The sequence below is a fragment of the Polaribacter irgensii 23-P genome, from assembly GCF_000153225.1.
Lineage (GTDB): Bacteria > Bacteroidota > Bacteroidia > Flavobacteriales > Flavobacteriaceae > Polaribacter > Polaribacter irgensii.
In genome coordinates this window covers 1,104,467-1,131,140 of sequence record NZ_CH724148.1, presented here as the reverse complement: position 1 = coordinate 1,131,140, position 26,674 = coordinate 1,104,467, and the positions used below count along the sequence as shown (strand labels likewise).

Annotated in this window: 20 protein-coding genes; 6 read left to right on the top strand and 14 right to left on the bottom strand. The window is 34.3% G+C overall.

Annotated features, from left to right (window positions below; genetic code table 11):
- Positions 1 to 52: 52 nt before the first annotated feature.
- The 9 genes from atpD to PI23P_RS05000 form a co-directional block, all read right to left on the bottom strand.
- Positions 53 to 1,564 carry a F0F1 ATP synthase subunit beta gene (gene atpD / locus PI23P_RS05040; protein WP_004569672.1) on the bottom strand — a complete coding sequence of 504 codons (1,512 nt, stop codon included), beginning with the start codon at positions 1,562 to 1,564 and terminating at the stop codon, positions 53 to 55.
- Positions 1,565 to 1,717: 153 nt separating this feature from the next.
- Positions 1,718 to 3,070: an OmpA family protein gene (locus PI23P_RS05035; RefSeq protein ID WP_004569671.1), complete on the bottom strand. Its 1,353-nt coding sequence runs from the start codon at positions 3,068 to 3,070 to the stop codon at positions 1,718 to 1,720.
- 115 nt (positions 3,071 to 3,185) lie between these two features.
- Positions 3,186 to 4,379 carry a glycine C-acetyltransferase gene (gene kbl / locus PI23P_RS05030; protein WP_004569670.1) on the bottom strand — a complete coding sequence of 398 codons (1,194 nt, stop codon included), beginning with the start codon at positions 4,377 to 4,379 and terminating at the stop codon, positions 3,186 to 3,188.
- A 35-nt stretch (positions 4,380 to 4,414) separates the two neighbouring features.
- Positions 4,415 to 7,573 (bottom strand): UvrD-helicase domain-containing protein, encoded by a 3,159-nt coding sequence (locus tag PI23P_RS05025; RefSeq protein WP_004569669.1) that lies wholly within the window; start codon positions 7,571 to 7,573, stop codon positions 4,415 to 4,417.
- A 39-nt stretch (positions 7,574 to 7,612) separates the two neighbouring features.
- Positions 7,613 to 8,773, bottom strand: coding sequence for a metal ABC transporter permease (locus PI23P_RS05020; RefSeq protein ID WP_004569668.1), 1,161 nt, complete (start codon positions 8,771 to 8,773; stop codon positions 7,613 to 7,615).
- Positions 8,766 to 9,839 carry a metal ABC transporter permease gene (locus PI23P_RS05015; RefSeq protein WP_081439183.1) on the bottom strand — a complete coding sequence of 358 codons (1,074 nt, stop codon included), beginning with the start codon at positions 9,837 to 9,839 and terminating at the stop codon, positions 8,766 to 8,768. Before PI23P_RS05015 ends, PI23P_RS05020 begins: the two co-directional genes overlap by 8 nt.
- A gap of 193 nt (positions 9,840 to 10,032) precedes the next feature.
- Positions 10,033 to 10,773, bottom strand: a complete 741-nt coding sequence (locus PI23P_RS05010) for a metal ABC transporter ATP-binding protein (protein WP_004569666.1) — start codon at positions 10,771 to 10,773, stop codon at positions 10,033 to 10,035.
- A 5-nt stretch (positions 10,774 to 10,778) separates the two neighbouring features.
- Positions 10,779 to 11,687, bottom strand: coding sequence for a metal ABC transporter solute-binding protein, Zn/Mn family (locus PI23P_RS05005; RefSeq protein WP_004569665.1), 909 nt, complete (start codon positions 11,685 to 11,687; stop codon positions 10,779 to 10,781).
- A gap of 5 nt (positions 11,688 to 11,692) precedes the next feature.
- Complete coding sequence (locus tag PI23P_RS05000; RefSeq protein ID WP_004569664.1) at positions 11,693 to 12,346, bottom strand: metal-dependent transcriptional regulator; 654 nt, start codon at positions 12,344 to 12,346, stop codon at positions 11,693 to 11,695.
- 107 nt (positions 12,347 to 12,453) lie between these two features.
- On the opposite strand from PI23P_RS05000, the gene PI23P_RS04995 reads away from it, so the two are divergent.
- From PI23P_RS04995 to PI23P_RS04980, 4 genes are all read left to right on the top strand, one after another.
- Positions 12,454 to 14,688, top strand: coding sequence for a TonB-dependent receptor (locus PI23P_RS04995; RefSeq protein WP_026288396.1), 2,235 nt, complete (start codon positions 12,454 to 12,456; stop codon positions 14,686 to 14,688).
- 18 nt (positions 14,689 to 14,706) lie between these two features.
- The gene (locus PI23P_RS04990) at positions 14,707 to 15,195 is read left to right on the top strand and encodes a thioredoxin family protein (RefSeq protein WP_004569662.1); all 489 of its coding nucleotides are present in this window, start codon (positions 14,707 to 14,709) and stop codon (positions 15,193 to 15,195) included.
- 145 nt (positions 15,196 to 15,340) lie between these two features.
- A complete protein-coding gene (gene mfd / locus PI23P_RS04985) occupies positions 15,341 to 18,685 on the top strand; it encodes a transcription-repair coupling factor (protein ID WP_004569661.1) in 3,345 nt (1,114 codons plus the stop codon).
- A complete protein-coding gene (locus tag PI23P_RS04980) occupies positions 18,685 to 19,554 on the top strand; it encodes a DMT family transporter (protein ID WP_004569660.1) in 870 nt (289 codons plus the stop codon). Before mfd ends, PI23P_RS04980 begins: the two co-directional genes overlap by 1 nt.
- A gap of 52 nt (positions 19,555 to 19,606) precedes the next feature.
- Here the strand turns inward: PI23P_RS04980 and PI23P_RS04975 are convergent, their stop codons facing one another.
- Entirely contained in the window at positions 19,607 to 20,674 is a 1,068-nt protein-coding gene (locus PI23P_RS04975) for a hypothetical protein (protein WP_004569659.1), read from the bottom strand.
- Between the two features lie 32 nt (positions 20,675 to 20,706).
- Positions 20,707 to 21,807, bottom strand: a complete 1,101-nt coding sequence (gene dprA / locus PI23P_RS04970; protein WP_026288395.1) for a DNA-processing protein DprA — start codon at positions 21,805 to 21,807, stop codon at positions 20,707 to 20,709.
- 95 nt (positions 21,808 to 21,902) lie between these two features.
- On the opposite strand from dprA, the gene PI23P_RS04965 reads away from it, so the two are divergent.
- Together PI23P_RS04965 and PI23P_RS04960 are read left to right on the top strand one after the other, a co-directional pair.
- Entirely contained in the window at positions 21,903 to 22,814 is a 912-nt protein-coding gene (locus PI23P_RS04965) for an HU domain-containing protein (protein ID WP_004569657.1), read from the top strand.
- 71 nt (positions 22,815 to 22,885) lie between these two features.
- Positions 22,886 to 23,395, top strand: coding sequence for an acyl-CoA thioesterase (locus tag PI23P_RS04960; protein WP_004569656.1), 510 nt, complete (start codon positions 22,886 to 22,888; stop codon positions 23,393 to 23,395).
- Positions 23,396 to 23,921: 526 nt separating this feature from the next.
- On the opposite strand, the gene PI23P_RS04955 is transcribed toward PI23P_RS04960, so the two are convergent.
- From PI23P_RS04955 to PI23P_RS04945, 3 genes are read right to left on the bottom strand one after another with little or no spacing between them, the layout of a single operon-like run.
- Entirely contained in the window at positions 23,922 to 25,157 is a 1,236-nt protein-coding gene (locus PI23P_RS04955; RefSeq protein WP_238299978.1) for a murein hydrolase activator EnvC family protein, read from the bottom strand.
- On the bottom strand, positions 25,157 to 25,927 hold the full coding sequence (gene lolB1, locus PI23P_RS04950) for a lipoprotein insertase outer membrane protein LolB1 (protein ID WP_004569654.1): 771 nt from the start codon (positions 25,925 to 25,927) through the stop codon (positions 25,157 to 25,159). Before lolB1 ends, PI23P_RS04955 begins: the two co-directional genes overlap by 1 nt.
- Position 25,928: 1 nt before the next feature.
- Positions 25,929 to 26,660, bottom strand: coding sequence for a tetratricopeptide repeat protein (locus tag PI23P_RS04945; RefSeq protein WP_238299977.1), 732 nt, complete (start codon positions 26,658 to 26,660; stop codon positions 25,929 to 25,931).
- Positions 26,661 to 26,674: the final 14 nt, after the last annotated feature.

Sequence of the window (26,674 nt, the reverse complement as noted above, 5' to 3'; positions counted from 1 at the left end):
AGTTTGTTCTTAGTTGATTGCTAAAGCATATCTACTAAAAAATAACAACTGTTTATGCTTCAGCTAACATTTTTTCACCAGAATCTATAGCATCTTGAATTGACCCTCTTAAATTGAAGGCAGCTTCAGGATATTTATCTAACTCTCCGTCCATAATCATGTTAAACCCTTTGATCGTGTCTTTAATGTCTACTAAAACACCAGGAATCCCTGTAAATTGTTCAGCAACATGAAAAGGTTGCGACAAGAAACGCTGTACACGTCTTGCTCTGTGTACGACTAACTTATCCTCTTCAGACAATTCTTCCATCCCTAAAATAGCAATGATATCCTGTAATTCTTTATATCGCTGTAAAATTTCTTTTACTGCAGTTGCCGTATTATAATGCTCTTCTCCTAAGATGGCTGCTGATAAAATTCTAGAGGTAGAATCCAATGGATCTACTGCCGGATATATACCTAATTCTGCAATTTTACGAGACAACACTGTTGTTGCATCTAAATGCGCAAAAGTAGTTGCTGGCGCAGGATCTGTTAAATCATCTGCAGGCACATAAACCGCCTGTACTGAAGTAATAGAACCCTTTTTTGTAGACGTAATACGTTCTTGCATTGCCCCCATTTCTGTTGCTAAAGTTGGTTGATAACCTACCGCAGAAGGCATACGCCCTAACAGTGCAGAAACTTCAGAACCTGCTTGTGTGAAACGAAAAATATTATCTACGAAAAACAACACATCTTTTCCTTGACTTTCGCCAGCACCATCTCTAAAATATTCAGCAATTGTTAAACCAGACAAGGCGACACGCGCACGTGCTCCAGGTGGCTCATTCATCTGTCCAAAAACAAATGTTGCTTTCGATTCTCTCATACCAGGCTTATCTACTTTTGATAAATCCCATCCACCTTCTTCCATGGAATGCATAAAATCGTCTCCATATTTTATAATTCCTGACTCTAACATTTCGCGAAGTAAATCGTTCCCTTCACGTGTTCTTTCTCCAACTCCTGCAAAAACGGATAAACCACCGTGTCCTTTTGCAATGTTATTTATTAATTCTTGAATTAAAACAGTTTTACCTACTCCTGCTCCTCCAAACAATCCGATCTTACCTCCTTTTGCATAGGGTTCGATTAAATCAATAACCTTAATTCCTGTAAATAAAACTTCTGTTGATACAGATAAATCTTCAAACTTAGGTGCTGACCTGTGAATTGAAACACCGTCTTTGCCTTCTTTCTTTAAATTTCCTAAACCATCGATAGCATCTCCGGTTACATTGAATAAACGACCGTAAATATCTTTTCCAATTGGCATTTGAATTGGATTTCCTGTAGCCAACACTTCTGTTCCTCTACTTAATCCATCAGTAGCATCCATCGCAATGGTTCTTACTGTATCTTCACCTATATGCTGTTGTACTTCCAGTACTAAAATAGAACCATCCGCTTTTTTAATTTCTAACGAATCGTAAATTTTAGGAAGTTCAGAATTTTCTGTATTGAACTCAACATCAATTACGGGGCCAATAATTTGAGAAACTTTTCCTGTTGTCGTGGACATCTGTATCTAATTATAATTATTATTTATATATTGAGAATTGCACTCCCAATTTTAGGTTGCAAAGGTACTTTTTTGCGGGGAATAAAAAAAGGTTTTAAAAAAAAAAGGTCTCATCTGTTATGATGAAACCTTTTTGGTATTTTATGGCAATAACTAGTTGGTTACCTTCACTTCTACTCTTCTATTCTGAATTCTACCTGCTCTTGTTTTGTTTGAAGCGGTTGGACTTTCTTGACCAAAACCAGCAACAGTTAATCTTGCAGCATCTATTCCGTTTTTAACTAAATAATCTTTTACCGCATTTGCTCTTGAGTTCGATAATTTCAAATTTCCAGAAACACTTCCAGAAACATCTGTATACCCTCTAATTGCAAAATTAGCCTGCGGAAATTCATTAATAATAGCTAACATACCGTCTAAATCTTTCCTTACTCCTCTTTGAAAGTTTGCACTTTCTAAAGTAAACAAGATCGCCTCTGCAAACGTATCCATTCCCATTTTAGCTTCATTAGTAATTACTTCTGGACAACCTCCCTCTGAGGCAATACCTGCAACTGTTGGACATTTGTCATCTTTATCTAAAATACTATCTCCATCTGTATCTGGCCAAGGACATCCTGCATTTGCAGTTGGTCCTGCAACATCAGAACACTTGTCATCTTTATCAAAAGTTCCGTCACCATCCGTGTCGGGGCAGCCTTTATTTCCTTTTGTACCTTTTTCATCAGGACACATATCGTCTTTATCTGCAATACCGTCACCGTCAGCGTCAGGACAGCCGTTCATAGCTACTAAACCAGCTACCTCTGGACATGCATCGTCAGAATCCTTTACTCCATCACCATCCGCATCAGGACATCCATTAAACTGCTCTAAACCAACAACCTCAGGACATGCATCGAATTTATCATATACACCATCTCCGTCTGTATCAGTACCTCCAAATTTAATAACTAAACCTATAGAGTGCTGCACATGCGTTGCTACATTCTGAGAAAATCCTTTCTTAACTCCTGTTTGAAAATTTAAACCCAAATTGTCATTAAACCAAGTATTGAAACCCAATCCTACATTCAACATCCCCTCTCCTTGATCGTCAACAGCCACATAACCTCCACCGATAAATACATAAGGATCAAACCAAGCAGTTTCACCTACTAAAGTATTTAAATCATACTTTACATTTGCATCCAGCGCATAGTACAGGAAATCTGAATCTCCTTCAACCATTAAGGTTTCAATTTTATTAAGAGCACCTGCGACTTGTAATGTAAAACCTTTTTCTAAATATTTCTCAACTGAAATTCTTGAAACTGAAGGTATTGTATTCCAATCTTTAATCTCTGTAAGGTCTTTAAACTGTGACTTAAAATCGCTATTAGTATTAAAATCTACCGCATTTATTCCAAAACCTACAACCCAAGGATTGTTAGCGTCTTGTGCATTTACATTACTGGTTAATGCGAATACAAATAAGGCGATTGCAACTGTTTTTAATGTTTTCATTGTCGAATTTTTAAAATTAATATCTCTATTTTCAAAAACAAAAATAGGCTCTTAATACGAATTAACAAAATAAATTGAAAAAATATTCATATTACGCTATTTTTTTAGTTTTTTTTTAAATAACCTTTAATTCCTTACCTACTGCAATAAAAGAGGCTATTGCTTTGTCTAAATGTTCTTTTGTGTGGGCAGCTGACAATTGCACTCTTATTCTTGCTTTTCCTTTCGGTACTACCGGGAAAAAAAATCCAATTACATAGATGCCTTTTTCTAGAAGCTTATCTGCCATTATTTGGGATAATTTTGCATCATAAAGCATCACTGGCACGATAGCCGCATCTGCACCTACCAAATCAAATCCTGCATTTCCCATTTCTTCTCTGAAATAGTTTGTGTTCCATTCTAACTGATCTCGCAATGAAGTATCTTCAGAAATTAATTCGAAAACCTTTAAAGTTGCTCCTACAATAGCGGGTGCTAAGGAATTTGAAAACAAATAAGGTCTCGAGCGTTGTCTTAGGATTTCAATAATTTCTTTTTTACCTGTAGTATATCCGCCCATTGCGCCACCCAAAGCTTTCCCCAAAGTTCCTGTAACAATATCTACTCTGTCCAATACATTTTTTAGTTCTACAGTTCCACGACCCGTTTTTCCGATAAAACCAGTAGCATGACATTCATCTACCATTACCAGCGCGTCATATTTGTCTGCTAAATCACATATTTTGTCCAGTTTCGCAACAATCCCGTCCATAGAGAAAACACCATCGGTGACAATCAATTTAAAACGATGGTTCTCTTTATTCGCTTTAATCAATTGCTCCTCTAAAGACTGCATGTCATTGTTATCGTACCGGTAGCGCGCTGCTTTACACAAGCGAACCCCATCAATAACCGATGCATGGTTTAAACTATCTGAAATAATAGCATCCTCTTTTGTTAATAATGGTTCAAAAACTCCTCCATTTGCGTCAAAACAAGCAGCATATAAAATAGTTTCTTCTGTCGTGTAGAAATCTGCTATTTTCTTTTCTAATTTTTTATGAATATCTTGAGTACCACAAATAAACCGTACTGAAGAAACTCCAAAACCATGCGTATCCATAGTGTCTTTTGCAGCTTGTACCACTGCTGGATGATTGGACAAGCCTAAATAATTGTTTGAACAAAAATTTAGCACCTTTTCTCCTGTCGAAATTGTAATGACTGCGTCTTGCGCAGAAGTTATAATTCTTTCTGTTTTATACAAACCTGCTTCCTTAATTTCTTGAAGCTCTTTTCTTAAAGTATCCTTAATTTTTCCGTACATTTTTTATTGATTTAAAAAAGACAAAGTTACAAAGTTTATTTTTTTGCTGATACCTCAACGACATCAATTTTTTCATTCCTGTAAATAAGTATTTTTTTATCGATAATAAAATGCATCGATTTCAAAACTCTTTCATACTTAAGCAGCTGCTGTTTATGGTCGTTAGTGGGATTTCCCGTCTTATAATCGATGATTGTAACTTCATTTTTACGATTAAAAACCAATCTGTCTGGAATGATTACTTGATTGTCTACGTCTACAATTTCTCGTTCATTAAAAACCACAACATCCGCTGCATAATAAGGAGTTAATTTTGGATGATTTACAATAGCATAAATCTTCGATTTTATTTCAACTAACTGATAATCATTTATAAGCCCTCTCTGGTGGTACTGATTTAACACAGACGAAACGTCCTTAACTGTAATAATTTTTGACAATATTTCATGAAATAAATTTCCAAAGTCAATTGCATCTCCTTGGGCTGTATCCCATAATTTTGAAGAACTCGCCAATAACACAATATTGTGTTCTTGCCAAGGTGTTGAAATAAACTTCTCATGCACCGTAGTTAAAGAAACTTGTTTTTCTTTATTTTGAACCCTGAGATCTTCACCAAAACGATACTCTAAACAGTCCTCTTGCCAAAGATTTTGCTCTTTTAAGTAGTTTAGAAAAATACCTGAATAATAGTTTGTGTTTTCAAGTCCTTTTGCCGAAATTTTATTTTCAGTAATAATATGTAACTGTTCTGAAGCCCTTGTTAATGCTACATATAATAAGTTAAAATTATCTAATTCCAAAGCCTCTCTTTGTGCATTATAAATTTCGATCCCTCGTGCACTAATCAAACTCAAATCCTTCTTATAATCTATCAAAAGCTCTTTAAAATTGTAGTCTTTTGGCAAATCATCAAACCAAACTTTAGGTTTAATTTGTCCATGAATTTCTACATCACAAGGAAAAATTACTACCGGAAATTCCAATCCCTTAGACTTGTGAATGGTCATTACTTGCACCGCATCCAAATTTTCTGAGGCAATAATACTTAAAGAGTCTTTCTTGCGTTCCCAGAATTCTAAAAAATCACCAATATCTGTCGCCTTTCGCTGTTGCTCTAACACAATATCTAAAAAAAACTGCACGTACGCATTTGAAGAAGTGACCAAATTGAATCCTCGAATAATCTCCTCAATTTTTTCGTAGAAGGGCACTTGCTGAAACGCTGTAAAATTAAATACAACCCCAAAAGACTTTAAATCTTCAAAAATTAAATCATTTGTTGATTTCACGTATTTTTCAAAGAAAGCGTGTTTCGGTATTTTTACCTGCAAATGCTCATACAAGAAATATAAAAACTCAAATCTCCTCTCTTCATCATTTGCATTCTGAAAACTGTGTAAAATATTAATGATAAAATTGATCTTAGCATTACTTTTTAATAATAGTGTTTCCGAAGAAACAATAGCAATCCCATTTTCTGAAAGGTAATCCGCAACTGCGATACCATCTTTTTTTGTTCTTGTCAGTACGCAAATCTCATTTAGATAAAAATCTTTTTCCAACTGCTTAATTTTCTCTAAAACTTTTTTTGGATACTTTATTTTCTCTGCATCCTTGTGGTCTTCTTTGTTTAAAAAAGACAGGGAAACAAAACCTCCTTTTTTTAAATTCTCCAATTGCTTATTTCCCTCATAAAAAAGTTTCTTATAGGATTCGTTCTGGAGAAAATTAACGGTGTGTTGGAAAAAAGAATTATTAAAACTGATGATTTCTGAATAGCTTCTATAATTCGTTGCTAAATCTTTCACCTCTTTATGAACGTTAAAAGGATTTTCTTCCTTCGAGCCTAAAGCTATAAATTGTTCTGCTTTCCCTCCACGCCATCTATAAATAGCTTGTTTACCGTCACCAACCAACAACAGATTACTGTTCTCTTGCGCCAATGCATTTTCTATTAAGGGGATTAAATTTTCCCACTGCAACACCGAAGTATCTTGCATCTCGTCAATAAAATAGTGCTGAAAACGCTGTCCAATTCTTTCATATATAAAGGGCGCAGGCTGGTCTTTAATATTGTCTGAAATCAGTTGATTAAATTCTGCATTTAAACGAATATTATTATCCTCTTTTATGGTATTTAGCTCTGTATTAATATTATTTAAAACAGCTAATGGTATAATACTTTTTAGCGTAATTTTATTGAGTAGATAGTCAGAAAATGTGGCATTATAGACTTCTTTAGACTCCAAATAATACTGCCTTAATCGGTCTGAAATTTCTTCGATAGCTTGTTTTGTCGCTGGAGATGCTTTTGCTGCAAAAAGATTTTTACATCCTTTAATAGTCGCATCTAATCTGCCGTCAAACTTCAGATCTTCACTTTTTAAAAAGCGCAAATTTCTTAACTTTTTAAAGTGCTTTACAAGCTCACCGGTTTGCGCAAAATCTGTACTTGAGATTCCACTACTCTCAATAAAGGATAAAACTTCGTTTCCAAGCTTGCTATATGTTGTCTCTATTTCTTTATTTGCGCCCTGTAATTTCTTTTTAAGTTCAAAAAAGTCATCCAACTCTTTGTCTGCAAGTTTTCTGAAGTGTTTTACATCATCTTCATTCAAAAGCACTCGGGCAAAATCATTTAAATCTTTAGAAATATCCCAGGATTTATCGTCATCTGCTTTGTCTAAAGAATAATCGATTAAAAGCTGCGTAAGCTTTTTATGGGTTCCAATCTTAGAAACTAGAACGTCTACAGCCTCATTCAACAAAGAAATGGCATCCATCTCTACTTCAAAGTTGCCTGACAAGCCCAAATCATGCGCAAAGCTTTTAATGATTTTATGAGTAAAACTATCGATCGTAGTGATTGAAAAAGCAGCGTAATTTTTTAGAATAGCATCTAAAATATTTTTACTTCGCTCTTGAACTGTCCTTTGATTTATATTTGTTTCTTCAAGAATCATTTTTAATAAATCATTCGTATTTCCCTCCGAAAAGCCCTCTAAACTCGACAAAACTCGCTCCTTCATTTCACCCGCAGCTTTGTTCGTAAATGTAATTGCCAATACTTTCTGGAACATAAAAAGATCCTCTGAAGTCAGGAGCACTTTTAGGTACTGTTTTACTAAGGTGAACGTTTTTCCGCTTCCCGCAGAAGCGTTATATACTTGAAAAGAAGAAGATTGATGCACAGCGTTATTTTAACTGCAAAATACAAAATATAGAGATTGTTATCCCCGAAATAAAAAGAAATCCTCTTTTATTGATTCTATTTTAGAATGATCATTGGTAATAATGTAGTCAATCGCTTTATCAGTAAAATCTTTTCCTTTCTCCGTTAAAGAAATAATACTTTTATCGATGACAATCATGTTGTTTTTTGTGGCTAAATCTAATACTGATTTTGATTTTACACGCCGCCAATTAATGTGTTCATTTAAATGATTTATATGGCGTTCACTTATTTCTTGATGATTGTTTAAATGCAATAAAAAAGTCAATAGAGAGACCTCTATTTGCTGCTGTCTATTTCTATACAATACAGAAATCAAACCTCTTTTTGGCGCAAATAAATAAACAATTAAGAATACGATTCCTAAAATTGTGGTCATAGAACCAGAAATAGAAGCATCTAACCAATGCGCCAACCAATAGCCCGCAATCGCTGCAAAAACACCAAACACAACAGACAAGCCTAACATTTTCTTTAAATTATCCGTTAATAGATAGGCAGTGGCTGCTGGCGCAATCATTAAAGCGACTACTAAAATAGCTCCAACGGCATCAAAAGAGCCTACAACAGTAATGGATGCAACGCTCATTAGCCCATAATGAATTACAACTGGCGAAAAACCTAAAGCTGTTGCCAAACCTGCATCAAACGTGCTAATTTTTAATTCTTTAAAAAAAGCAAATAATAAACTTATGGTTATTAGTAAAATGGTTCCTATGATCCAGAGAGATTTTGGCCCGAGATCAGACCCATTGAGTAAAAACCGATCAAAAGGAGCAAAAGCCAATTCTCCCAATAAAATGGCATCTGTATCTAAATGTACATCATTGGCGTTTTTTGCGATCATAATAACACCAATGCTAAAGAGCACGGGGAAAACCAAACCAATTGCAGTATCTTCTTTTACCAATTGTGTCTTCTGAATAAATTCTACTAACACCACGGTAACTACCCCAGATAAAGCGGCCGTAATAATTAACAAAGGAGAATTTAAATCGTGTGTGATAAAAAAACCCAACACCAATCCCGGTAGGATAGAATGGCTGATTGCATCACTAATTAACGCCATCTTTCTCAATACTAAAAAGGTACCCGGAATTGCGCATGCAATTGCCACAATACTGGCAATTAATTGTATTTCTATTTGAGCACTACTCATTTTCGTTTCCTTGTTGATTGTATAAATTTGCTGCAAAATGATATCCTTTTGGGGTCATAGACCACATAGAACCCGATACATTTATATATTCTTTTCGCTCTAATTTCCCAAGCGACTTCCTCGTATACCCGTGGAAATTATTTAAAATTTTTACGGCATGTGGGTGCGATATATTCTCGTGACTTTTCACGATCTCGAACATAAAGGCCAACGTTTTATGCAACTCTAAATCTTTTCTATTCTGGATAAATCTAATTTGTCTGAACAACAAACCCCTGGATGGAGAAAAAATAAAAGAGAAGCCCACAAAAACAGCTGCCACTAAAACAATAACGGGTCCTGTTGATAGATTGTTCTGACTTGCACTAATTGCTGTACCTATAACCCCAGAACTAGCTCCAAAAAATGCAGCTAGCACCACCATAATGCCTAGACTATTGGTCCATTGCCTAGCAGCTGCAGCCGGTGCTAATAACATCGCGCTCATCAATACAACACCCACTGTCTGCAAACCTAAAACAATTGCAATGACAATAAATGAAGTGATTAAAATATCAATCAGTTGAATATTAAAGCCTAAAGTCTTCGCATAATCAGCATCAAACAATAAAATTTTAAACTCTTTCCAAAACAACAGTAGAACGACCAAACAGACAAAGGTTACAGACGCCATAAACCAAACATCTCTTGCCAATAATGTCGCTGCTTGTCCAAATAAAAATTTATCCAAGCCGGATTGATTTGCATTTGGCAACTTTTGGATATAGGTTAGCAACAACATTCCAAACCCAAAAAAAATAGATAAAATTAAACCCAAAGCAGTATCTGATTTTAAATGTGTTCTTTTAGTAATACCTCGAATCCAAAATGCACCTAACAAGCCACTTACCAAAGCGCCTATTAGTAATACATTGGTTTCTTTTGTTCCTGTAATTAGAAAAGCGATTGCAATTCCTGGCAATGCTGCGTGTGAAATAGCATCGCCCAATAAACTTTGTTTTCGCAGTACAGCAAAACTACCAAGCATCCCGCAAATTGAGCCCAATATTGCCGTGCCCAAGGTTATGGTCCGAAGGGTATAATCTGTAAAAACGAGCTTTATGTATTCTGAAAAATCGATGGTTTAAGTTTTAGAGGTTTATTGTTTGCTATTCGTTGTTTAAAAGTATCTATTTATGCTTGTGAATTGGTGAAAAAACCTACATATTTCATAAATCACTTTCTAACATTTGTTTCTTATTTTTTACTTCTCTTAAAAACTATTTTTGGACACTTACCTTATAATTTATGCCATATGTTTTGGTCAGATTATCGTCATTAAAAATCTCTTTCACAGGTCCGGTTGCTATCTTTTTAACATTTAAAAATGTTACCCAATCAAAATATTCCGGCACTGTTTGTAAGTCGTGATGGACTACAACCACTGTTTTTCCTGCTTTCCGCAATTCTTTCAAAATATTAATAATGGTAATTTCTGTGGTAGCATCTACTCCTTGAAAAGGTTCATCCATAAAATAAATATCCGCATCTTGCGCTAGTGCTCTCGCCAAAAAAACGCGCTGCTGTTGTCCACCTGATAGCTGATTTATTTGTCGGTCTTTAAAAGAAAGCATTCCTACTTTTTCTAAGGACTCCAATGCTGTTTTTCGTTCGCTTTTACCTGGTCTTTTAATCCAACCTAACTTTCCGTAAGTTCCCATCATCACCACATCTAAAGCTGTGGTTGGAAAATCCCAATCTACACTTCCTTTTTGTGGAACATATCCTACTAATTTTCGCTGTTTATCATACGGCTTTCCGTAAATAGAAACACTTCCTGCTATGGGCTCAATAATTCCTAAAATAGATTTTATCAAAGTTGATTTTCCTGCACCATTCGGACCTACAATTGCCATTAAAACACCTTCTGGGATTGCGAGATCAATGTCCCACAAAACGGGTTTGTAGTTGTATGCAACCGTTAAATCGTCTACAGCAATCGCTATTTTTTGTGACTCCATTTATTCTATTTTAAAGAGCTTACAATAATTTTTACATTGTGTTTGTACATTCCAACATAAGTGGCTTCAGCAGTTCCTGCACTGCCTAATGCATCCGAATATAAAGTGCCGCCGATCACGACTTCTTTACCTTTTGCTCTCACGGCCTCCTGCAAAGCTTCCACTGTCCTTTTCGGTACTGAACTTTCTATGAAAATTGCTTTCACATTTTTTTCTTCAATAAAACTTGCCAATCGCTGTACATCTTTTACTCCTGCTTCTGTTGCTGTAGAAAGTCCTTGCAAGCCCACCACATTAAATTGAAATTCATTTCCGAAATAATTAAAAGCATCATGCGCTGTTACTAAAATTCTCCTTGCTACTGGTAAAGAATTTACTTGTTCGGTAATGGCTAATTTTAAAGAGGCTAATGTTTTTAAATAGTCTGCTCCATTTGTTTTATATGTTTCTGAATTCTCGGCATCCAACTCACAAAATTTATCTGTAATGTATTGCGTAATGAGTTCCCAGTTAGTTATGTCAAACCAAATATGTGGATCGTAATTAGACGCAAAATATTCTGAGCCAATTAATATAGCGGGATCAAGAGCATCAGAAGCTGCGATGGTTTTCTTATTCTGTTGACGCATTTTTTCAAATACATCCTCTAATTTCCCCTCTAAATGCAATCCATTATAGACAATTACATCCGCGTTAAATAATTTACCTACATCCCCTTCACTTGCTTTGTACAAATGCGGATCGACGCCAGCACCCATCAAACCCTGCACGTCTATTTTGTCTCCACCAATATTTTTTACCAAATCGGTAATCATTGTTGTGGTGGTCACTACCTTTAACTTTCCGTTCTTCTTCCCCACTTTTTTACAAGAAAAAATGGATATTAAGCATACTAAAATTATATATTTCTTCATTTAACCTACTTCTTTATGTATAAATTACTAGCTATTTTCTTTGAAATTGATAGTTTCTCTCCATCAATTTCGATAAACAATGAGTCGTCAAAATCTTCTTTTTCGAGAACAATGATTTTTTTTCCAAGCGTGATTTTCTTTTTGTCTAAAAAACGTAAAAATTCTGATGAAGAATCATTCACCCCAACACAAACACCACTTTCGTTTTTATTTAAAGTTGATAAAAGAATTTTATCAAGAGTATTTACATTCCCGTCTTTATCAGGAATTGGATCCCCATGAGGATCATGAGTAGGAAAACCCAAAAGAGCATCTAACTGATTGATTAATTTTGGTGATTTAATATGCTCTAATTGCTCTGCAACCTCGTGTACCTCATCCCAAGAAAAATTCAAGCGCTCGACTAAAAAAACTTCCCACAACCGATGCTTTCTCACAATATTTGCTGCCGTTTTTTTCCCAAACGCTGTTAAAGTTACTCCTTGGTACTTTTTGTAGAGGACCACTTTTTTCTCAGACAATTTTTTAACCATATCTGTCACTGAAGAGGCTTTTGTTTCTAAGCTTTTTGCAATGGCATTTGTACTTATTCCCTTTTTCGAATCTGATTCTAAATGATAAATCGCCTTTAAATAATTCTCTTCAGAAAGTGTAAACATTATACGTATTTAGTGGCACAAAGATATACTTTTTATTTTTATTCCAATTAATTTTTAGACAAGTCTAAAAATAATGTTACATTTGCCAAAAATTAAATTATTTTAAAATGAAAAATATAATATTTATAGGTTTATTACTGATATCCACCTGCATGTCAGGCCAGACAGTTAGCGGAAAAGTAACTGCCGAAAATGGCGATGAACTGCCGTATGCAAATGTGTATTTAAAGAAAACTAAAATTGGTACTTCTTCGGATGATTCCGGTTTTTATGAATTAAACAAGATACCCAAAGACAACTATACCTTAATAATTAGTAGCATTGGATACAAAACAAAAGCGATCCAAATTTCGATTACAGCGGATAAAAAAATAACAAGAGATGTTATTTTAATGGAAGATGACTCTTTAGATGAAATTGTAGTTTCTGGAACCTTAAGACCCGTATCGAAAACAAACAGCCCTGTTCCTGTCGAAGTGTATAGCGAAACTTTTTTTAGAAAAAATCCTACGCCTTCAATCTTTGAGTCTTTACAGAACGTAAATGGTGTTCGTCCGCAATTGAATTGTAGTGTTTGTAATACGGGAGATATTCACATCAATGGTTTAGAAGGACCTTATACCTTTGTATTAATTGACGGAATGCCACTTGTAAGTGGACTTTCTACTGTATACGGGTTAACGGGAATTCCACAGGCACTTATAGAGAGAGTAGAAATTGTTAAAGGGCCAGCTTCTACGCTGTATGGTTCTGAAGCTGTGGGTGGTATTATAAATGTTATCACCAAAAAAGCTGCAAATGCACCTATTTTAGCTACAGATGTTATGGCGAGTTCTTGGGGAGAAGTGAACACAGATATTAGCATGAGCTACAAAGCATCAGATAAGGTACAAGGTTTGTTAGGTATTAATTATTTCAATTATCAAAATAGAATTGACAACAACAATGACAATTTTACCGATATGACCTTACAGAATAGAATCTCCATCTTTAACAAAGTAAACATCGAAAGAAAAAGCAATAAAGTATTTACGATTGCTGGTCGTTATGTATACGAAGATCGTTGGGGAGGAGAAATGGATTGGGAAAAAGAATTTAGAGGAGGCAACCAAATTTATGGAGAAAGTATCTATACAAATAGATGGGAAACTTTTGGAACTTACGAATTGCCGACTTCAGAAAATTTAAGTTTCCAATTTAGCGCAAACGGCCATTATCAAGATTCTTATTATGGAGAAACTTCATATGATGCAGAGCAGTTAGTTGGTTTTGGTCAGTTAATTTACAGCAAACAATTGGGTAAAAAACATGATTTATTACTAGGTGCAGCGTATCGTTATACTTTTTATGACGATAATACTTTTGCAACTTTAAATGAAAATGGCATTGAAAATAATCCCTCGATAATCCACTTACCTGGTGTTTTTGCGCAGGATGAAATTAGTTTGAGTGATCGAAAAAAATTACTTCTAGGTGTTCGATGGGATCACAATAGCCTGCATGGGAATATCTTTTCTCCAAGAGTAAATTACAAATGGAATTCTAGAGATAAATCAAATATTGTGAGACTAAGTGCTGGAAATGGATTTAGGGTTGCAAATGTTTTTACAGAAGATCACGCCGCTTTAACTGGTGCAAGAACCGTAGAGTTTGAGGGTGAGTTAAATCCAGAAACCTCTTGGAATACCAACATTAATTATGTGAAAAAAATAAATACTGAAAATTCTTTTATCACTTTAGATGCAAGTGCTTTTTACACCTATTTCAACAATAGAATTTTGCCCGACTATGAAAGCGATCCCAATAAGATTATATATGCCAATTTAGAAGGTTCTTCCGTTTCACAAGGAGTTTCGCTAAATGCAGATTTATTATTTACAAATGGTTTAGCAATAAATGCAGGAGCTACTTTAATGGAGGTTTCTGTAACAGAAAACGGCGTAAAAAGAAAACAGTTACTAACGGAAAGTTTTAGCGGAGTTTGGTCTATATCTTACAAGTTCAGTAATGATTTTAGCATTGATTATACCGGAAATCTATACGGTCCTATGCGTTTGCCTTTATTAGGTGAGAATGATCCAAGAGATGAATACTCTCCGTGGTTTAGCATTCAAAATATTCAGTTGACAAAGAAATTCACAAATAGCTGGGAACTGTACGGCGGTGTTAAAAATTTACTAAACTTTACGCCTGCTGCCAATAGTATTAACAACGCAGGCAATCCATTTGATATTAACGTAAACACAGAATTAAACCCAGAAAGAGCTTTTGATCCGAGTTATGTATACACATCTAACCAAGGAATTAGAGCTTTTGCAGGAGTGCGTTACACCCTTTTTTAATATATTGCGAAGCTAATTATGCATTGTACAAAAAAACTTCTTTTTCTCTTTCTTCTCCTTGGTTGTTTTACGATCTGCGGACAAGAAAGTAAGGAAAAAGAAGTTTTAAATATTGTCACTTTCGAAGAAGTTGAAAATTTGCAGCAAAAAAAACCAAAACCACTGCTTATTCTTCTTTACACAGATTGGTGTAAAATATGCCATGGAATGAAAAAAACTACTTTTGAGAATAGAAAAGTAATTCAACTTTTAAATAAAAATTTTTATGTTCTCCTTTTAAATGGAGAAGAAAAAAGAGCCATTCCTTTTTTAGGAAAAACGTTCCAATATAAACCTACTGGAACAAATACTGGCATTCACGAACTAGCTCAAGAACTGGGAACAATTAAAAAAAGAATTGCCTACCCAACCACCACAATTTTAAACGCAAAATTTGAAATAGACTTGCAACTAGTAGGTTTTTTAAACAGTGAAAAAATGACTACTATTTTAACAAACTATAAATAGATAACTTCCTTTTTATAAAAACACAACCTACTCACTTGCTGATCAGCCTATGAAGGACATTAGGTCGAGAAAAAAAGGTAAGAAAACGAAATACTTCAGAGGTTCTTACTAATTTACAGCTTACATTTGCACAAAACTTCACAGGTTGAGTACGCAGAATATTGTAAACCAATACCAACAATCTTCGAATATTTCGCAGATTATACAGGCTTTTAAACAAGACAAAAACCATTTCCAAATCACTAATTTGGTGGGATCTTCATTGTCTTTTGTCATTTCAGAAACTTTCAAAACCTCAGAAAGACCCTATCTTTTAGTCCTTAACGACAAAGAAGAGGCTGCCTATTATCTAAATGATTTAGAACAACTTTTAGGAGAAAAAAATGTCCTTTTTTATCCAGGATCTTACAGAAGACCTTATCAAATTGAAGAAGTAGACAATGCCAATGTGCTCTTGCGCTCTGAAGTTCTAAATAGGATAAATTCTCAAAAAAAATCAGCTATCATCGTAACCTATCCTGATGCACTTTTTGAAAAAGTTGTGACCAAAAAAGAATTGGATAAAAACACACTAAAAGTCACCGTTGGCGAAAACCTATCCTTAGACTTTGTAAACGAACTGCTCTTTGAATATAAATTTAAACGCGTAGATTTTGTAACTGAGCCTGGAGACTTTTCTGTTCGTGGGGGAATCGTAGATGTATTTTCATTTTCCAATGATGAACCCTACAGGATTGAATTTTTTGGTGATGAAATAGAAAGTATTCGTTCCTTTGATGTAGAAACGCAACTCTCAAAAGAAAAATTAAAAAAAGTATCCATCATCCCCAATATTGAAAACAAAACGCTACAAGAACACCGCCAAAGTTTCTTAAAATATATTTCTTCGAATACCATCATCTTTACAAAAAACACGGGATTATTATTTGGAAGTTTAGACAGCCTCTTCCTAAAATCAGAAAATGCTTTTAACGATTTGTCCAAAGAAATAAAGCACGCCAAACCAAGTGAATTGTTTTGCGACGGCGCCTTTATAAAAAAGCAATTGCAAGAATTCTCTTTAGTTGATATTGGGCAACAAGACAAGCCCTTTGACGCTATTGTAAAAGAAAACATTACATTCAACACCCTACCACAACCCTCTTTTAACAAACAATTCAATTTATTAATTGACAACTTAACAGAATACCACAAAGGAGGATTTAAAAATTATATTTTCTGTGCAAATGAGCAACAAGCAAAACGCTTTCAGGATATTTTTGACGATTCGGAACAAGAAGTACACTATGAAACCGTTGTCTTTCCATTATATCAGGGTTTTATAGATGTAGACAACAGACTGGTTTGTTATACAGATCACCAAATATTTGAACGCTATCACAAGTTCAGACTGAAAAATGGATATGCAAAAAAACAAGCCATAACCATCCTAGAGTTGAACAAACTTGAAATTGGAGATTATGTAACCCATATGGACCACGGAATTGGAAAATTTGGAGGCTTACAAAAAATTGATGTTCAAGGAAATAAACAAGAAGCTATTAAATTAGTGTATGGCGAACGAGATATTCTATATGTGAGTATTCATTCGCTCCACAAAATTTCTAAATTCAGTGGTAAAGACGGGAAAGCTCCAAAAATCTACAAATTAGGTTCTGGTGCTTGGAAGAAAATCAAACAAAAAACAAAGGCACGAGTTAAACATATCGCTTTTAATTTAATTCAATTGTACGCAAAAAGAAAGCTTGAAAAAGGGTTTTCATTTGGTCCAGACTCCCACATTCAACACGAGTTAGAAGGAAGTTTTATCTATGAAGATACTCCAGATCAATTTACCGCCACACAAGATGTAAAAAAGGACATGGAAAAAGCGCAACCTATGGATCGCTTAGTCTGTGGAGATGTTGGTTTTGGAAAAACAGAAGTAGCTATTAGGGCTGCTTTCAAAGCAGTAGACAATGGCAAGCAAGTCGCTATTTTAGTACCTACAACAATTCTTGCTTTTCAACATTACAAGACTTTTACAGAACGTCTTAAAGATTTTCCCTTAAAAATTGATTACTTAAATAGGTTTCGAACTGCAAAAGAAAAAACGGCCGCAATAGAAGGTGTAAATAATGGTTCTGTAGATATTATTATTGGTACTCACCAGCTTACAAACCAACGCATAAAATTTAAAAATTTAGGCCTGTTAATTATTGATGAAGAACAGAAATTTGGGGTTGCTGTAAAGGACAAACTGAAAACTTTAAAGGAAAATATTGATACTTTGACCCTTACCGCTACACCCATCCCAAGAACCTTGCAATTCAGCTTAATGGCAGCAAGAGATTTATCGATTATTAAAACAGCACCCCCGAACAGACATCCCATAGACACAAATGTCATTCGGTTTTCTGAGGAAACCATTCGCGATGCGATTTCTTACGAGATTTCTAGAGGTGGACAGATTTTCTTTATTCACAATAGAATTGAAAATATAAAAGAAGTTGCTGGCTTACTCCAAAGGCTCGTTCCCTCGGCAAAAATTGGTATTGGACACGGACAAATGGAAGGTAAAAAATTGGAGGGACTAATGCTTAGTTTCATGAACAATGAATTTGATGTTTTAGTCTCTACAACCATTATAGAAAGCGGTTTAGATGTACCAAATGCAAATACTATTTTTATCAATAATGCCAATAATTTTGGACTTTCAGACTTGCATCAAATGCGTGGTAGAGTTGGTCGCTCAAATAAAAAAGCATTCTGTTATTTCATAACACCTCCCTACCATGTAATGACTGACGATGCTCGAAAACGCATAGAGGCCTTAGTTTTATTTTCTGATTTAGGAAGTGGAATTAATATTGCTATGAAAGATTTAGAAATTCGAGGTGCAGGAGATTTGTTAGGAGGAGAACAAAGTGGATTTATCAATGATATTGGATTTGACACCTACCAAAAAATCTTACAAGAGGCAATTGAAGAATTGAAAGAAAATGAGTTCAAAGACTTATATCCAACAGATGAAACAAAGCCCAAAGAGTTTGTAAAAGAAGTGCAAATAGATACTGACTTTGAAATTTTGTTTCCCGATAATTATGTAAATTCAGTAACGGAAAGACTCAGTTTATACAACAAACTCTCTGACTTAAAAAATGAAGAAGAAATTCAAGTATTTGAAACTGAAATTGTTGACCGCTTTGGAGAAATCCCAAATGAAGTTTTAGATCTTTTAGACTCGATACGAATAAAATGGCTGGCTAAAACGTTGGGATTGGACAAGATTATTCTGAAGCAAAAAAGAATGATTGGTTATTTTGTTGCAAACCAACAGAGTGATTTTTACCAAACTACAGCGTTTTCTAACATGCTAAAGTATGTGCAACAAAATAGCAAGAGTTGTGTTATGAAAGAAAAAGAAACCAAAAATGGTTTGCGTTTACTCGTCACTTTCATTCGCGTAGACGCGGTAAAAACAGCCTTGAATATTCTAAAGAAAATTTAATGAATAAAGGTCCTATCAAAAATTTATTGCTACTCCTTTTAGCAACTCTTTTTATAAGCACCTCTGGTGTTTTAGGTAAATACATCGCAATGCCTGTAGAAGTCATTATTTGGTTTAGAGCTTCTTTAGCAATGGTCTTTTTATTTGTCTACGGGAAATTCAAAAAAATAGATTTTTCGATAAAATCAACCAAAGACTACAAACCTTTTTTTATTAGTGGTGTTTTAATGACGGTGCATTGGATCACCTATTTTTATGCTTTAAAACTCTCTAATGTAGCTTTAGGCGTTTTATCTTTATACACTTTTCCCATTATGGTAGCACTGCTAGAACCCCTATTTTTAAAAGTGAAATTTAGTCCAATATACATTCTGTTAGGGCTCATGGTTTTAGCAGGGTTGTATGTTTTAACTCCAGAATTTAATATTGAAAGTGCACAAGCCAAAGGAATTCTTTTCGGAGTTTTTTCTGCATTTTGTTATGCGATACGAATTCTAATTTTAAAGCAATACGTTGCTAGGTATAATGGCACCACATTAATGCTGTACCAGACAATAATCATCACAGTTTTACTGCTTCCAACCTTATTTTTTATGGACCTATCGGGCTTAAAAAGTCAATTTGCGTATTTGATTTTGCTCGCTCTTCTTACCACAGCCATTGGACACAGCTTGATGCTGCACTCTTTGAAGTTCTTTTCTGCAACCACCACTAGTATTATTAGCAGCTTACAACCTGTTTTCGGAATCTGCATTGCCTATTTTCTCGTCAACGAAATACCGAGCCTTAAAACCTATATTGGTGGCGGATTAATTATATTAACGGTTGTTATAGAAAGTATCCGAAGTAAAAAAAGCAGCCCTTCTTAAAAGATGTTAGCAATCATAATTAAGCCATCTCATCAACATAAACTGAGGAGTGCTAAAACAATTCATTATTACTAATATCTATGTAATTACGTTTTACAAAAGCTAAGATCGTCTCTAAAATCTCTCCCATATTATTACACTCTCTAAATTTCACATCTCCCACATATTTGATGAGTTGCTTCTTTAGCAACGCGACATTTTCCGGAAAAGAGATCGTATCTGCTTTCATACATTTAATCAAACGTGCACTTCGTCTTGGCGTATTTAACATTCTTTTTGCCATGAAAGAGCGCTCTTCTATTTTATACTGCAAAATAGAATCGTTTTGTAGTTTCTTGCCAACCATCTCTATCATTTTAAAATTCTCTTTCATAAACTGTAGGTTGTACACCTTTAAGTTTCCTTCAAAAGATTGCTGATCAAAGTCAATGGCCCTAATTTTATAAATAATATGATCAAAATCGTGTGTTGGTGTAATGACATAATTATAAGAACGCATGTCTCCCAACAAACGAATCAGACATCGTTCTTTAAACTTTACAAACTCTTTGGCTATCTGTGATTTTTCTAATTCAGTGCAATTTGGAAGGATATCTCTGATAAAATCGTCTCCAGGAATTCCGGCAATGTGCTCTTCTATTAAGGTATCTTTATGCACCAAAAAATTCATGTTGTGCGGAGATAAAATATGCTCCAACTCCAAACCATAAATACGAGAAGCATCTGCTTTCTTCACGTAGAAATAGGTGAAATTATCATTTAAAATATTTCTAATTTTTATTCTAAAAGGTTTGGAATTTCCAAAGGTGCAATAGTCAATAGCATCTACATTTAGAAAGGGAATGGTACTATCATTACCATCCGAATGCAATATTGTATATACTTTTTTTAAACTTCTGTCGATCTCTTCTCTATCAAACTCAGAATAATACGTGCGCACCCAAAGGGTATCTTCATCATCCTTGTCATACACTACAACAGAACCTTGAAATCGCAACAAATCATCATAGAAAATAGAGATCTTAGTATTTCTATTGTAATTTTTCAGATAAGCATTTAACATTTCGTTTACGGGAAATGTAGGCTTCTTTTTGGACATCAATTTTTTCTCTACCGCCATCTTTTCGTGTGATTTCCTCAAAAATAAGTATTTTATATCAATTCAAACATCTTTCCAGGCAAAGGTTTTGAGACCCCTTTTAGCTCCATCTGTAATAAAATTGACGCCAACTTATACATGGGGATATTGCATTCTAAAGAAATTACATCCAGTATTTGTTTCCCCTTGTCATGCAAAAAATCATGAATTTTTTGCTCATTTTCATTTAAATCTAAAAACAACTGTTTTTGTATAATTTTTGGGGTCGCTTTTAAGTCCCAATTCAACATATTGACAATTTCTTTGGCAGAATTTAAAAGAAATGCACTGTTGTTTTTAATCAAGTTATTACAGCCTTTACTGTATAAATCTGTTGTTCTTCCCGGAACGGCAAACACATCTTTATCATAAGAATTTGCAATATCTGCAGTTACCAAAGAACCTCCCTTTTCGGCCGACTCAATTATAATGGTCGCATTAGAAATGCCTGCAACAATTCTGTTTCTCTTTAAAAAATTTTCTCTTAAGGGCATTTCATTGTGCCAAAATTCAGTTAAAAACCCTCCATTTTCATTTACTTGCTGCATGTATTTCTTGTGTACTTTCGGATAGATTTGCTCAAACCCGTGCGCTAAAACTGCAATGGTTTGTAAATTGTTTTGCACTGCCACTTTGTGCGCACAAATATCGACTCCATAAGCAAAACCACTCACTATAATTGGATTGTGTGGCGCTAAATCTGTAATCAACTTTGTACAAAAATCACGCCCATAAGAACTCATGTTTCGCGTGCCTACGATAGAGATAATTTTCTTATTAGAAAAATCAATTGCGCCGTCTTCAAATAACAAAATAGGGCTGTCTACACAATGTTGTAAATTCTGAGGATACTTGTCTTCCAAAAAATAAGAATATGAGATTGCATTGTCCTGTATGTACCTTAATTCTTGCTGTGCGAGCGTAATATTCTCTTTGGTAAAAAGATGTTTTAAAACATGCTTACCAATGCCATTTATTTTTGACAAATGACTTGTTTTTTCTCTAAATATCTGCACCACATCACCCACATGAACAATGAGCTTCTTCGCCAGAATATCGCCGACAGCTTTACACTTTTGCAATCTTAAAATAGCAAGGATTTTTTCTTCATTCAACACAGAACAATTTGATACCTAATATATAAAAAATTTGTTAATAATTATTATTGAAGCTTCTTGAAAGAGGTCTTAAAAATTATATATTTGAAACTATGAATTTAGCCAAGCACATCAACGATTTATTATACAGATACGATTGCGTAATAGTCCCGAATTTTGGGGGATTTGTAACCCATCAAGTTGGTGCAAAACTAAATAATGCTGCGCAAACATTTTATCCGCCAACAAAACAGATTGCTTTTAACGGTCATTTAAAACACAATGATGGTTTGTTAGCGAACTATGTGACCTCTGTTGAACACCTGTCTTTTGAACAAGCTTCTAATGCCATTTCTTTGATTGTTGGAAAATGGCAAGATCAATTAAAAACAAGCGAACTATCCCTAGATAAGTTGGGTGTTCTTTCTTTAAATACACAACAACAAATAGTCTTTGAACCAAAAAAAGAGATCAATTTCCTGACCACCTCTTTTGGTCTAAGTGCTGTTGTAAGTCCGGTTATGAATAACCCCAAGACTAGTATAAACAACCCAATACCGATCGTTAAAACAGCTTCTAGAGAAGTAATTCCTACTTTTATAAAATATGCCGCAACCGCTGCAATTTTATTAACCTTAAGTTTTGCTGGCTACTCAAGTTATGAGCAAAATGAACAAAAAGAAATGCTTGCAAGCCAACAAAAAGCATTAGAAAAAAAGATACAATCTGCTACCTTCGTAATTTCCAATCCACTACCCACTTTAAAATTAAATGTAGTCAGAGAGGTTTCAAAACAGTACCACGTAATTGCTGGTGCTTTCCAATTTGCAAAAAATGCGGACCGAAAGGTAAAGCAGTTAATTGCAGATGGATTTAATTCTAAAATTATTGGTCTGAATAAGTGGGGCTTAACGCAAGTTAGCTTTGATAGCTTTGCAGAAAAAAATGATGCGATCAATCATTTAAACAAAATTAGACAAACCGTATCAAAAGAGGCTTGGCTCTTGGTTCAAACCAATAAATAATTTCACCTTTCTGTTCTCAGCAGTATTTATGGATACATGATTGTTTACCTTTGCAAAAAAATTACTTTTTAATGGAAGCGAAAACATCCACAGCATCTTTAACCATATTAACAGATTTGGTTTTACCTGGAGAAACCAACTACTTAGACAATCTTTTTGGAGGAGAATTATTAGCTAGAATGGATAGAGCTTGCAGTATTGCTGCTAGAAGGCACTCTCGAAGAATCGTGGTAACCGCTTCTGTAAATCATGTTGCATTTAATAAATCCGTGCCCGTTGGTAGTGTTGTTACCGTGGAGGCAAAAGTTTCTAGAGCCTTTAACTCCTCTATGGAAATCTATGTAGATGTTTGGATTGAAGACAGACAATCGAGACACCGAACAAAAGTAAATGAGGGTATTTATACATTTGTTGCCGTAGATGAAACTGGCAAACCTGTGAAAATTCCAGAATTAATACCAGAAACACCTCTAGAAAAAGAGCGGTTTGAAGGAGCTTTAAGAAGAAAGCAACTAAGTTTGGTTTTGGCTGGTAAATTAAAACCAAATGAAGCTACTGAACTAAAAGCATTATTTAATTAAAAATAAAAAAAGTAGAATTTTTAAATCACTAGAAGCTCCTTACACCTTTAATTTTCTTTTTGTTTTATTTTTAAATTCGATTTGTGATTACAAAATCACTTTGCAAAATTAAAAAAAATTTAAGTTTCGAGTTCTTATAATTCTGGTGACAAATAAAATAATTAGTGTTTTTGTCTATATTACGGTACTAGTTGTAATCGCACTTATTTGGGGAGTGGTTGAAGAACAATTATTAATTTATAGTGCTTAGTAATTGACAATACTAGGCATCGCTTTTTTTTGCACAATGATCTGTTCTCTCAAGTATAACGACAGCCATTGTCTTATTTATCAACTTACCCTATAAAAATCATAGAAGCAATTACGTTTTTATAAAAGGACAACCCCCGCAGTATTACTAGAGCGATTAAAAATATTAGCGTTTTTTTCACTGCCTAAAAACAGCTGATATTAATTTAATTACATTGCCTAATTGAACTATCCTTCAAAATAACATCAGGTACACACTAAAATAAAGTGGCTTTAATTATCTTGTTAAAATCCAACTAGCAGGGTTCAATTTCGTCGTATTCTTATACAGAACAAAAATTAGAGTGGTTTTTCCCGAAACTTTGTCTGTAAATATCTGCCCTATCTTTTCTCCTGTTTTTACAACATCGCCAGTTCTTACATACAATTTATCTAAATTATTATAAGAGGTAATATAGTTTCCGTGTTGAATTAGCACATTTTTTCTACCCTCTGGTGATACTTGTATGTTCAATATTTTTCCGTCAAAAATAGCTGCTGCACTTTTACCTCTTCGAGTAACCATATGCAAGCCTGTACTGTTAATTGAAATTCCAGGAAATGTAGGGTGCGGCTGTATTCCAAAACGTCTTGTAATCAATCCTTCTTCGATGGGCCAAGGCAACTTTCCTTTATTCAACTCGAATTTTACTGCCAATGCTTTCGCCTCAGGACTTAAAACAAATTCATTTTTACTCACACTTTGGCCACTATTTTTAACTTTATTTCGCGCTATTCTATTCGCTTTCGCAATTTCGTCACGGATAATGTTTTCTATTTTCTCCGCAACTCTCTTTTCAGCTTTAATTTTGTTCTGTATTTCTTTTCGATACTTACTTTCTTTATTTTTTATCGTGGCAATTAATTTTTCTTTGTCCTTTTTATCCAACTCAATCATTTCTTTTTGATCTTTTTCAAAAAGCATTAAGGTATTTTTTAATTGCTTTTGAACAAGTAAAGAATCATTCATTTTCTTCACCACATCTGTTTGAACTCCAATTGCAACTCCTTGTTTTTTTCTAAAGGAGGTATATTGTTTCATATATTCCAAACGTTTATAGGCTTGCTGAAAATTTTGAGATGATAAAATAAACATCATTCTACTCTGCTGAGATTTACTTTTGTACGATTTTAAAATCATACCTGCGTAGTCTGCCTTTAAAGCTGCAAGTTCTTTTTCTAACTTTGCAATTTTCTTTTTGTTTTTGCCAATTACTTTCGTCAAAAGGTTTCCTTCTGCATTCATAACTGTAATCAACTTCAATCGCACAGCTATCTTTTGGTTGAGGTCTTTTAAATCTTCCAGCACATTCTTTTCTTTCTTTTGCTCGTTAAAAAGCAAAGAATTTACCTGCGAAATTTCTTTTTTCAGTTCTTTTCGCTGCTGTTCTAATTGTCTTTTTGTTTGACTAAAAGAAGACAAACCACTGAAAAAGAAGATGAAAAATGCTATGTAAAATCGTATTTTTATCACTACCTGTAAATGCGTTTATATCCTTTAGGAATAGAAAAAGAAGTATTTATTTTCGTGTTGATCTCAATTGTTTTTAGCGTAAAATCTATAGTTGTTTGCTCTATTCCTCGTTTTATATAAATCTTTATTTCTTGCGGAAACATTTCCTTTGCAACCTTTTTATAGGAAGGATAGTTTATTTCTAAGCGCTGTAATTTGTTTGCATCTATTATAGATTGATAGGCTAATTTAAAATTTTCTGCGTTCACCGCAAAAAGAATTTCAAATAAATTAGAGGGAGTCTGTGGAGACAAAACGTAGTTACTCTCCACAAACGCAACTTCATATTTTTCTTTCTTAAGAGCTACCATTGCCTGCCCTAAAAATAAATTTTGCAGTTGTTGGAAATTTATTTCTGTTCCCAATATTTTTTTTAACATCGAAAAATCCCCCTCAAAATAGGTCTTTTCTAAAGGAGAATAGAAGCGTACTTTATCTGGAGTTATTTTTGCTTTAAAAATATTGATAAATTTTGTTCCTTTCAGCCAAATTATCTCATCCTTTTTAATTTTTAGATCTACAGAAATACTTTGTTTCATATTTCTGTCTTTGTAATTTACTTTAAATTTAGCCTCCAAAGTATTTTTGGTAAAGTCCGCTGCAAGGTGTTTTTTCACGATCCTTTTAGCGGATATTTCTTTTGCGGATGCTGCAATGTCTGTGACCTGTTTTTTTATTTTACAAGAGGTAAAAAACAGACTTACCAGCAATAAATATTTTAAAGTTCGCATTTTAATTTTTAATTTTTTTAGACTTCTGTCTGTATTTTTCTGCTGCTATATCATCCCCTAAACCTTGGTAAGAAATCGCAAGTTCAGCATAAAAAGCTCTCTCGTCAGATGCTTCGTAAACAAAATCTAAACCGTCCTTTAACGTCGTTGTAGCTTTCTTGTGTTCTTTGTTTAAGTTGAGTGCCTTCCCATACATTAAATACACAAAAGGTTGCGCAGGAAACAATAAAACTCCTTCTGCCCCATACTTTAAAAGCTCTGCAGTATTTTCCTGAACGCGTTTCAGCACCTTTTTTAAAGCTGCGTATGATCGCGTTGTTTCAAAGGCCTTAAAAACATCTGCTGTCGCTTCAGTTTTATTCGTGTTTGCATTCCCTACTACTTCTAAGCGCTCCTTTACATCTGCAACACTTCCTTTTTGCGGATTATTTACAACGCCTGAATGCTGCTTTTCTATTCTTAAAATATTTGCTAAATGCGTTTGCATCCAACTATTTGTAGCATCCTTTTGGAGCGCTCGCTCAATGTATTCTTTTGACAAAAGAATGTCGTCTAATGCCAAATAATTTTTAGAAAATTCAAAAAAAACAGCGACATCATTCGGACTTATTTGATTGCAACTTTCTAAATTCTCTAATGCTTTCTGATGATTTCCAATTGCCTTTTCAGAAAGTGCTTTAAAGAAAAAGTGTTGGAAATCCAACTCCATTTCTTCTGTTAAATCAAATACCATTGGAATACTATCTT